The 10,671-nt window shown below is 57.3% G+C and carries 6 protein-coding genes, 1 other RNA gene and 1 pseudogene; 7 read left to right on the top strand and 1 reads right to left on the bottom strand.

The window, feature by feature from the left end; genetic code table 11:
- The 6 genes and pseudogenes from GM30_RS25515 to GM30_RS09605 form a co-directional block, all read left to right on the top strand.
- Positions 1-2,748, top strand: a pseudogene (locus GM30_RS25515) (beta strand repeat-containing protein); the annotation flags it as partial.
- 78 nt (positions 2,749-2,826) lie between these two features.
- Positions 2,827-4,233, top strand: coding sequence for a TolC family outer membrane protein (locus tag GM30_RS09620; protein ID WP_049848445.1), 1,407 nt, complete (start codon positions 2,827-2,829; stop codon positions 4,231-4,233).
- Positions 4,230-6,392 carry a type I secretion system permease/ATPase gene (locus GM30_RS09615; protein ID WP_049848444.1) on the top strand — a complete coding sequence of 721 codons (2,163 nt, stop codon included), beginning with the start codon at positions 4,230-4,232 and terminating at the stop codon, positions 6,390-6,392. Before GM30_RS09620 ends, GM30_RS09615 begins: the two co-directional genes overlap by 4 nt.
- A complete protein-coding gene (locus GM30_RS09610) occupies positions 6,373-7,563 on the top strand; it encodes a beta-barrel domain-containing protein (protein ID WP_049848443.1) in 1,191 nt (396 codons plus the stop codon). The genes GM30_RS09615 and GM30_RS09610 overlap by 20 nt, the downstream gene beginning before the upstream one ends.
- Positions 7,564-7,623: 60 nt before the next feature.
- Positions 7,624-7,987, top strand: a transfer-messenger RNA (tmRNA) gene (gene ssrA / locus GM30_RS24155).
- A gap of 525 nt (positions 7,988-8,512) precedes the next feature.
- A complete protein-coding gene (locus GM30_RS09605; protein WP_049848442.1) occupies positions 8,513-9,313 on the top strand; it encodes a hypothetical protein in 801 nt (266 codons plus the stop codon).
- A 216-nt stretch (positions 9,314-9,529) separates the two neighbouring features.
- On the opposite strand, the gene arsH is transcribed toward GM30_RS09605, so the two are convergent.
- On the bottom strand, positions 9,530-10,228 hold the full coding sequence (gene arsH / locus GM30_RS09600; RefSeq protein ID WP_049848441.1) for an arsenical resistance protein ArsH: 699 nt from the start codon (positions 10,226-10,228) through the stop codon (positions 9,530-9,532).
- 85 nt (positions 10,229-10,313) lie between these two features.
- On the opposite strand from arsH, the gene GM30_RS09595 reads away from it, so the two are divergent.
- Positions 10,314-10,634, top strand: coding sequence for a transcriptional regulator (locus GM30_RS09595; protein WP_049848440.1), 321 nt, complete (start codon positions 10,314-10,316; stop codon positions 10,632-10,634).
- Positions 10,635-10,671 lie beyond the last annotated feature (37 nt).

The raw sequence follows: 10,671 nt of genomic DNA, 5'->3' as shown, positions 1-10,671 counted from the left end.
CACCCCCCCCGCCGACGCACAAGGGAACTGGATCTTTACGCCGTCAACGGCGCTGGATAACGGCGCGCATAATTTCACCGCCACCGCTGTCAACGTAAACGGCACCAGCGCGCCTTCGTCAGCGTTTGGTGTCAATGTGGACACCCTCGCGCCTGACGCGCCAGCGGCAACGGTCAGCGCGGACGGCAGTTCCATCAGCGGCACCGCCGAAGCCANNTGGAACCCGCCGCTGAAGTCACCACACAGCATTACGATGACTACGGCGTCCTGCTGGTTGGCGCACTGGGCAACGTGGCCTCGGTACTGGGGAATGACACCGCGCAGGTGGAATTTACCATCGCCGATGGTGGCAGCGGCAACGTCACCATCAACGCCGCGGGCACCGGCGTGGTGCTGTCACTGCTGAGCTCCATGGAGATCCTGGTGCAGGTGTACGACACCAACCTGCAAATGTGGACGACGTATGCCGACTCCACCGATCCGCGCTTCCTCAACCTGCTGACGCTCGGCGCGTCCGGCGTTACGCTGAATCTGGAAGGGTTGCCGGGCGGTAGCTACCGTGTGCTGAGCTACAACACCGACCTGCTGGCGACCGGCTCCTATACCAGCCTCGACGTGACGGTGAATCAGACCAGCGCCGGGACGATCACTGGCGGCACCAGCGAAACCGGCAACGTGATTACGGATATCGATCCGAACAGCGGGCAGGACAACGCCCCGACTGGTACGGTGGTGACCACCATCACCGATGCCAGCGGCACAATCATCACCGTTCCCCAGGGCGGTATTGATATTCAGGGAAATTACGGCACGCTGCATATTAATCAGGATGGCAGCTACACCTACACCCTGACCGATACATCCACAGCGGTGCTGGGCAGAACAGAGAGTTTTACCTACACCATCAGTCAGAACGGCAGCATCGCGTCGGCGAATCTGGTCGTCACCCTTGGCGCGGGCGCCTCGGCCAGCAGCGTGACGGCGGCAGATGACAGCGCCTCGCTGGTGTTCGATACCGACGTTTCGGCGATCAACAACGGCCCCTCATCGCAAGGGGGCTTTACCGTCGTCGGTATCAACCTGGGCAGCGTGCTGAACGCTAACGTGCTGGACGATCTCAGCAACCCGATCATCTTCGATGTGGAAGAGGGATCTACCCGCACCATGACGCTGCAGTCCAGCGTCGGCGGCGTGGCGATCGCCTCGTCGTGGGATCTGCTGATCTATCGCTTCAACGATGCCACGCAGCAGTATGAACAGTATCGGGTAGTCGATAACTGGCTAAACGCGCCGCTACTGAGCGGTCAGTCCGATCCTCTCACGCTGACACTGCCGGGCGGGAAGTATCTGTTCCTGCTCGACACCGCCAGCGGCATTTCGGTGCTGACGGGCTATACGATGAATATCCTCGCGGATCACATCTACAACGTCGACAGCATTAGCACGTCAACATCGGGGAACGTGCTGACCAACGACGCCCACAGTGGCGGCGTGACGGTCACCGAGGTAAACGGGCACAGCGTGCTGACAACCGGCACCACCACCCTCGACGGGCTGTATGGCACGCTGCGCATTGATGCGGCGGGCAATTACACCTATACGCTGAAAAACGGCGTTGGCGCTGACAGCATCAAAACGCCGGACAGCTTCGTCTACAAAATCACCAGTGCTAACGGCGATACCAGCACCGCGACGCTGAATATCACCCCGACGGCGCGCGGCGTGGATGCGGTGAACGACACCAGCAGCCTGATGGCGATCACCACGTTGCAGGATACCTCGCAGCCGTTTACCGACAGCAGCGTCGGCACCGTGACCTGGACGTCGTCGCTGTTTAACCCCACCACCGCCACCGGCAACGGCTCTATTNNCAATAAAAGACGGCAGCACCATCGTCGCCAGCGGCAACTTCAGCGGCGGTTCGTTGCTGGGCGGCGCGATTGACGTCACGGTGCCCGGTCTGCAACTGCATTCCGGCAGCTACACGCTGAGCTATACCGGCAACGTCGGCGCGCTGTCCATTGGCAACATCACTATCACGCCGAGCGTCAGGGGCACCACTATCGACCTTGATAACTTTGAAAGCTCAGGCTCCCATGCCGTCACTGGCAACATTTTTGACGGCAGCGGTTCGACGGGGGCAGAGGATCAGCTCGCCAGCGTTCATACCCTGTTGACCGTTAACGGTGCAGGCGGCAGCACCGCGGGGAAGCCACCATTAACGGCCTGTACGGCAGGCTGACCATTGGAGTTGACGGGCATTACAGCTACGCGCTCAACAACGGCGTCGCCATTTCATCCATCACGCAGAAAGAGACGTTCACCTACACGCTCAACGATCAGAAAGGCCATACCGACAGCGCCACGCTGACTATCGATATGAACCCACAGACGGTGAGCACCGCCCTGGCCGACAGAGTGGTTGGCAGCGTTTACGGAGACACGCTGATTTACCACCTGCTCAGCAGTAACGATGCCACCGGCGGCAACGGTACCACCGACAGCTGGAGCAACTTCACGCTGGCACAGGGCGACAAAATCGACATCGGCGACCTGCTGGTGGGCTGGAACGGACAGAACGCCTCGCTCGGCAACTACCTGACGGTTTCCAGCAGCGGTAACAACACGGTGATTTCCATCGACCGCGACGGTACGGGCGCCACACACCATTCCACCAACCTGGTGACGCTGGAGAACGTCCACACCACGCTCGATGAGCTGATTCAACAGAACCACATTGTGACCTGATAAGACCAACAGCAGCCCCGGGCGCACGTACGTCCGGGGCGCTGAAAATAACGTAATCAGCTTTCTTAGGGACAATTTATGGGAAAATTACTGCCTGTTACCTGCTGGCTGGCGAGCTGTCTGTGCGTGACGCAGGCGACCTGGGCCGATGACGAACCGCAGCGTATTACGACGCAAGGGCTGGCCGGGCAAGAGCTTCCCGCGCTGGATGGCTCGCCGACGCTAAAACTGGACGCAGCGCCACCAGGAACGCTGACGCTAAATGACGCGGTGATCCGCGCCGTTAACTGGCACCCCAGCATCAACGAAGCGATTGGCAAACTGTGGGCGCAGACCGAACAGGTCAACGTTGCGAAAGCGAAATACTACCCGCAGATCAGCGCTGGCATGAACAACGGCTACTCCAACACCTATCTCGATCACGGCTTTAGCCCGTCGCTGGTGCTGTCGCTGTCGCAGATGCTTTACGACTTCGGCAAAGTCGACAGCCAGGTGCGCGCCGAGAGCGCCGGGGTCGCACAGCAGCAGGCCAATGTGCTGGTCAGCATCGACAGCGTCGGCCACGACACCGCCATCGCCATGGTGCAGGTGCAGACCTGGCAGCAGATGGTGGCGATCGCCAGAGAGCAGCTGGAGGCGCTCAACACCATCGGCAAACTGACGCAGCAGCGCAACGACGAAGGCGCCACCTCCCTCTCCGATGTGGTGCAAACCGACGCCCGTATTGAATCAGCACGCTCTCAACTGATTCAGTATCAGGCCAGTCTGGAGAGCACCCAGGCGACGTTAATGAGCTGGCTCGGCTGGGACAATCTCAACGCCATCAGCGACGAATTTCCGCAAAAACTCGGCAAAAGCTGCGATATCGCCCAGCCGGACGACCGCCTGGTGCCCCCGGTGCTCGCCGCCTGGGCGCAGGCCAACGTCGCGAAAGCCAATCTTGATTATGCCAACGCGCAAATGACCCCCACCATTTCGCTGGAGCCGCAGGTTCAGCATTACCTGAACGATAAATACCCCAGCCACGACGCGCTCGACCGCACCCAGTATTCCACATGGGTCAAAGTCGAAATGCCGATCTATCAGGGAGGCGGCCTCACCGCCCGGCGCAACGCCGCCACCCACGCGCTGGAAGCCGCACGATCCGGCATCAAACGCATTCGCCTCGACGTACGGCAAAAGCTGATGGAATCCCGCAGCGAAGCGCTGAATCTGCTCGGCGCGCTGCAGGTGTTACAGCGTCAGGAGACCCTGAGCGCGCGCACCCGCGAACTGTATCAGCAACAGTATCTCGACCTCGGCTCGCGCCCGCTGCTCGACGTGCTCAACGCTGAACAGGAGGTGTTTCAGGCGCGCTTCGCCCAACAGCAGACGCTGAGCCAGCTCCATCAGTTACAGCTGAACTGCCTCTACAACAGCGGCAGGCTGCGCAATGCCTTCGGGCTTGAAAACCGCAGCATTCAGTCCGTGGAGATCCAGCCATGACCCCCGCTTCCCAGCCCGTCGAAGAATTGCTGACTGAACGCGCGCTCAGCCAGTGGGCGCTGGCGATAAGCCACGTCGCCGCCCATTACCGCGTCGCCTGCTCGCCGGGCACACTGCAGGCCAACGCGCCATGGTTTAAAGATAAAAGCATGCACTCCGCCCTGACGCAGCTGTCGCGCGAGGCGGGGCTGTCGTTTCATCAACTGACGCCGTCGCAGGAGGCGATTTCCCACTGGCGACTGCCGATAGTGGCCTCGCTGAACGACGGGCAACTGGTGGTGATCGAACATTTTGACGGTCAGAACACCGTCGATATCCACCTGATCGACAGCGAACAGCGCACCAACCGCATCACGCTCGATACGCTGCTGGCGGAGATCCGTTTTATCGCCGTACTGCGCCCGCTGTCGGCCCTGCGCGACAGCCGCGTCGACGCCTACGTTACCCGCTTCAGCCCCGACTGGATGAAAGCGCTGGTGATGACCGACTGGCGTCCGTACGGCCCGGTGATGCTGGCGGCGTTTCTGGTGAACGTGCTGTCGCTCTCCGGGATCCTGTTTTCGATGCAGGNTTCATCCCCGACGCTGTACGTGCTGGCGGCGGGCGTGCTGGTGGCGGTGATTTTTGGCTTTCTGCTGAAGGTGGCGCGTAGCTATATCATGGATGTGATCGGCAAACGGGCGGACATGCGGATTTCCGATCGCGTTTTCGGCCACGCGCTGCGCCTGCGCAACAGTGCGATCCCCCGTTCGACTGGCAGCTTTATTTCACAGTTGCGCGATCTGGAGCAGATCCGCGAAATGATCACCTCCTCGACCATTTCGACCCTCGTCGATCTGCCCTTCTTTTTTATGTTTATCGTTGTGCTGGCGATCATCGCTCCGCCGCTCGCGTGGATCGCCCCGGTCGCCGCAATCCTGATGGTGCTGCCTGGCCTGCTGCTGCAAAAGCGGCTGGCGTTGCTGGCCAATCAGTCCGCCCACGAAGCCACCCTGCGCAACGCCGTGCTGGTGGAGAGCGTGCAGGGGCTGGAGGACATCAAGCTGATGCAGGCGGAAAACCGTTTTCTGCAACAGTGGAACAGCTACATTCGCATCACTGCGGAGTCCGGTCTGCGCACCCGCGAGCTGACGCAAGGGCTGATCAGCTGGGGGATGACCATTCAGAGCCTGGTGTACACCGCGGTGATCCTGTTCGGCGCGCCGATGGTGATCGACGGCGATCTGACCACCGGTTCGGTGGTGGCGGCGTCGATGCTGGCGTCACGCATGATCGCCCCGATGGCGAACCTGTGCGGCGTGCTGGCCCGCTGGCAGCAGGTGAAAGCGGCGAAACAGGGACTGGACAGCATTATGCAGCTACCAACCGAAACCCAGCGTGATGAGAACCTCATCCATCAGGAGATTTTTCACGGCCACTATCTGCTTGAAAACGCCCAGTTTCGCTATCACAGCGACGATCAGCGCATTCCGCTGCGGATTTCACGTCTTGAGATCCAGCGCGGCGAGCGGATTGCGCTGCTCGGTCGTAACGGCGCGGGCAAATCCACGCTGCTGCAGGCACTGGCGGGTGGCATGGAGATCGTCAGTGGCGACGTGCGGCTGGATAACCTCAGCATGGGGCACATCGACACCGCCGATCTGCGGCGCAACATTGGCCTGCTCAGCCAGAACGCACGGCTGTTTTACGGCACCCTGCGCGAAAACCTGACGCTCGGCGCGCCGCACGCCACCGACGAGGCAATTTTCGAGGTGCTGGAAATCAGCGGCGCGGACAACTTTGTGAAGCGATTAGAGAAAGGGCTCGAACACCTGATTATGGAAGGCGGCGCGGGGTTGTCAGGCGGTCAGCGGCAGTCGATTCTGCTCGCGCGCATGCTGCTGCGCTCACCGAATATCGTGCTGCTTGATGAGCCCACCGCATCACTCGACGACCATACCGAACGAGAATTCATTCAGCGCATCAATCAATGGCTGGGCAACCGCACACTGATTGTCGCCACGCACCGTGTGCCAGTGCTGGAATTGGTCGATCGCGTGGTGGTGCTGAAAGAAGGTCAGGTGGTGATGGATGCGCCAAAGGCACAGGCGCTGAACAACAGCCGGATGGCGACGCAGACCAATGCACGGGAGTGGAAAAATGAAAACCAGTCTGCATGATGCCGCTATCGACGACCCGGGCACACGCCGCTATAGCGAGCACGCTGGTTCGAGCCGTATCATCCTGCTCAGCACGCTGCTGTTTGCGGCGCTTGGTGTCTGGGCGTGGTTCGGCATTCTGGATGAGGTTTCGACCGGTACCGGCAAAGTGGTGCCCAGTTCGCGCGAGCAGATTTTACAGTCGCTCGACGGCGGTGTGCTCGCCGAACTGACCGTACGTGAAGGGGATCAGGTGCAAGCCGGTCAGATTGTCGCACGACTCGATCCGACCCGTTCCGAGTCAAACGTCGGCGAAAGTGCTGCGCGCTATCGTGCTTCCCTCGCCTCAAGCGCTCGTCTGTATGCAGAGGTTAACGATCTCCCTCTCACTTTCCCCGACGCGCTCAACGCCTGGCCAGAACTGATTGCTTCGGAAACGCGGCTGTTCAAATCCCGCCGCGCGCAGTTGACGGATTCAGAAGCGGAACTGCGCACCGCGCTGGTCTCGGTGAATAAAGAGCTGGCCATCACCGAGCGGCTGGAAAAAAGCGGCGCCGCCAGCCATGTGGAAGTGCTGCGACTGCAACGACAGAAGAGTGATCTGGGCTTAAAAATCACCGACCTGCGCTCGCAGTATTACGTGCAGGCGCGGGAGGCGCTGTCAAAAGCCAATGCCGAAGTGGATATGCTCTCCGCCATTATTAAGGGGCGCGAGGACTCGGTAACGCGGCTCACCGTGCGTTCACCGGTACGCGGGATCGTGAAAAACATTCAGGTGACGACCATCGGCGGCGTGATCCCGCCCAACGGCGAAATGATGGAAATCGTCCCGGTTGACGATCGTTTGTTGATTGAAGCGCGGCTGTCCCCGCGCGACATCGCCTTTATCCACCCCGGCCAGCGAGCGCTGGTGAAAATCACCGCGTACGATTACGCCATCTATGGCGGGCTGGAGGGCGCGGTTGAAACCATCTCGCCCGACACCATTCAGGATAAGGTGAAACCGGAGATCGTCTATTACCGGGTGTTTATCCGTACGCATCAGGATTATCTGATGAACAAAGCGGGCCGCCATTTTTCCATCGTGCCGGGGATGATTGCCAGTGTGGATATCAAAACCGGCGAAAAATCGGTCTTCGATTACCTGATTAAACCGTTCAATCGCGCAAAAGAAGCGCTACGTGAGCGATAAGTGAGCAGAACCCGGCTGGCAAAGGGCCTCACAAATCTGTTATAATCGTCAGAACACATTGGGGCTGATTCTGGATTCGACGGGATTCGCGAAACCCAAGGTGCATGCCGAGGGGCGGTTGGCCTCGTAAAAAGCCGCAAAAAAATAGTCGCAAACGACGAAAACTACGCTTTAGCAGCTTAATAACCTGCTCTGAGCCCTCTCTCCCTAGCTTCCGCTCTTAAGACGGGGATCAAAGAGAGGTCAAACCCAAAAGAGATCGCGTGGATGCCCTGCCTGGGGTTGAAGCGTTAAAACTAATCAGGCTAGTCTGGTAGTGGCGTGTCTGTCCGCAGGTGCCAGGCGAATGTAAAGACTGACTAAGCATGTAGTACCGAGGATGTAGGAATTTCGGACGCGGGTTCAACTCCCGCCAGCTCCACCAATCATGATTGGACTGTGCAAGGACAGCACTAATAAAAACAGGAAGTTAGAAGTCTCGGCAGCACACCGACCAGACGGTGATGAGACAAAAAAGGATACGCAAAGGAGCCGCGGCTCTTTGAGTGGCATCATTAAACGCGTGGAACTTTACGCTAAAATGGTGCACTGTCATGGGGTGTCAGGGGGCGGAGGTTCAAATCCTCTCGTGCCGACCAAAGCTCCCAAAAAAACCAACCTGTTACGGTTGGTTTTTTTATGCCTGTCATCTGGTGTCAGTGAAACCCTGACGAAAACACCCAAACCTCTGCCTCCGCTCCGTCTATTTCATAGAGCGGTCTCGGTTCGCATAAAGTCTATGCCGAGTAGACGGCTTTCCTACTTAGTCTGCTATGTGCCAATAGTGGACATGCGGCTAAGTAAGTAAACACTCTAAGGACATTACTGTTCCTGCAAAAAAATATCTGGCCTGAATATAAACTACTCGATATTCTGAAATGCTTTGTATTTTTTGTGAACAGGAAAAAGTATGCTTAGTACATTACCCGATTTACATAGAAGTTTTGCAGAGCAACTCAAGCTTAAATTTCAGTCTGATTCGCGGATTCACTCCCTTCTCGCTGGCGGCTCAATTATTCATGGCGGATTTGATAAATACTCCGATCTCGATTTTGTCGTTGTCGTCGACTCTCTCCACTATGACAAAATCATGGCGCAGCGTAGAGAACTCGCCGGAACACTAGGCCATCTGCTACATGCTTTTACCGGGGAACATGTCGGAGAGCCTCGCCTGCTTATATGCCTGTATGGCCCTGAACTTCTTCATGTCGATCTGAAATTTGTCACCCTGGAAATGCTCACTCAACGCGTTGAGGAGCCTGCAGTGTTATTTACCCGTGACAACCTTGCTCTGGAGCGACAACTGGCAAAATTTTGTGCTCACTGGCCTGACATGACGCCGGAATGGTTTGAGTCCCGAGCATGGATCTGGCTTCATTATGCAGTGGTCAAACTGGGAAGAGGCGAACTCTTTGAAGCGATTGGTATGCTGTCATTTTTCCGCGAGCAAGTGCTGGGACCCATGCTGTACCGTCGAGCAAATCTTCCGCAACGTGGGGTTCGTCGCATTGAATTCCATGGCATTGATCCTGATGGCCTTCTGATTTCCACGCTGGCAACGCACGATAGTGCCTCCGTCAGCATGGCCATCAGTATGGCTGTTGATGCTTATATCAATCTGCGTGCTGATGCTCTGCCTGAAAATATTGCAGACGATGCGGCACGTCGGGCGGTCCTCGCCATGCTGAAAGAGTATTCTGACAGGGGTTAAATCCATACTCCGGCCGCTTACACGGCCGGGGTGTAGAAGTATCATTGTAGATGCGGCCAAAAGCCAAATCCCGAGATGGACATCTCGGTTTAGTTACTGCAATTCATGCTAAAGCCAGGTTCAGATGTCCGGAAAAGGGGAAAATTCAAATGTCTGCTTAGTGCCAGATGTGGACGTTGTTAACCTCATGCAGTATGGATTCACGAAGAACATACGTTATATTTTGTCCTGATTGACACGGGATGAAAGCTCCTGATGGCTCTCTTTTCGCTCGCTGTAACGATCTGCAAGATAACCGGTTTGTCCCTTAAGCAGCAGCGTGATTTTAAACAACTCCTCGGCGACATCGACGATACGGTCATACCATGACGAAGGTTTCATTCGTCCGTTTTCGTCGAACTCTTGCCATGCCTTGGCTACGGAGGACTGGTTGGGGATCGTAAACATCCGCATCCAGCGGCCCAGAATACGCATCTGGTTCACGGCATTGAAGGACTGTGAACCGCCGCAGACCTGCATTACCGCAAGTGTTTTGCCCTGCGAAGGACGAACCGCGCCTTCACTTAAGGGTATCCAGTCAATCTGCGCCTTCATAACTGCGCTCATTGCCCCGTGCCGTTCCGGAGAACTCCACACCATCCCGTCACACCATCTGACCAGACCGCGCAACTCGGTGACTTTAGGATGCGTGTCCGGCGCATCATCCGGCAGGGGTAAACCGGAGGGGTTAAAGAGTTTCACCTCCGCGCCCATCGCCGTCAGCAGGCGACCTGCTTCCTCCGCGGCAAAGCGGCTGTAGGAGCGCTCTCTTACTGAACCATACAGGATCAGCATCCGTGGTGGCTCCTGCAGGGGGAGGCGTTCAGCGATGTGTTGATCGAAACATTCAGTATTCAGGGCAGGAAATTGTTCCATTTTTCTCCTCCGGAGAGAGCAGATGATTTCAAAATTAATATATATGATTTACCATATGTATATTCTAAAGGGAACGGAGTGAAAAATGCTACAACCTGTTCAGCTTTTCAAAATCCTGTCGGATGAAACACGGCTAGCCATTGTCATGCTTCTCCGGGAGTCCGGCGAACTATGCGTATGCGATATAAGCGCGGCCACCACTGAGTCACAGCCCAAGATTTCTCGCCACATGGCGATTCTGCGTGAAGCAGAACTGGTACTTGACCGCCGGGAAGGCAAATGGATTCACTACCGCCTGTCTCCCCACATGCCAGCATGGGCGGCAGAGACGATCACAACGTCCTGGCAGTGTATGCGGGAGGATGTGCGTGAATGGCTGGCAAAATCTGCCTGCACATCCTGCTGAGGCTGGAAGACATATTTACATAAGCATATATAACGGA

Source organism: Trabulsiella odontotermitis (assembly GCF_001188485.1).
Taxonomy (GTDB): domain Bacteria; phylum Pseudomonadota; class Gammaproteobacteria; order Enterobacterales; family Enterobacteriaceae; genus Trabulsiella; species Trabulsiella odontotermitis_A.
This window is presented reverse-complemented; position numbering and strand designations above follow the sequence as displayed.

What these genes read in the sequence shown, in the direction of transcription:
- GM30_RS09605 (WP_049848442.1), top strand. Translation starts at nt 8,513, where the DNA reads ATGCTTAGTACATTACCCGATTTACATAGAAGTTTTGCAGAGCAACTC.
- GM30_RS09610 (WP_049848443.1), top strand. Translation starts at nt 6,373, where the DNA reads ATGAAAACCAGTCTGCATGATGCCGCTATCGACGACCCGGGCACACGC.
- arsH (WP_049848441.1), bottom strand. Translation starts at nt 10,228, where the DNA reads ATGGAACAATTTCCTGCCCTGAATACTGAATGTTTCGATCAACACATC.
- GM30_RS09595 (WP_049848440.1), top strand. Translation starts at nt 10,314, where the DNA reads ATGCTACAACCTGTTCAGCTTTTCAAAATCCTGTCGGATGAAACACGG.
- GM30_RS09620 (WP_049848445.1), top strand. Translation starts at nt 2,827, where the DNA reads ATGGGAAAATTACTGCCTGTTACCTGCTGGCTGGCGAGCTGTCTGTGC.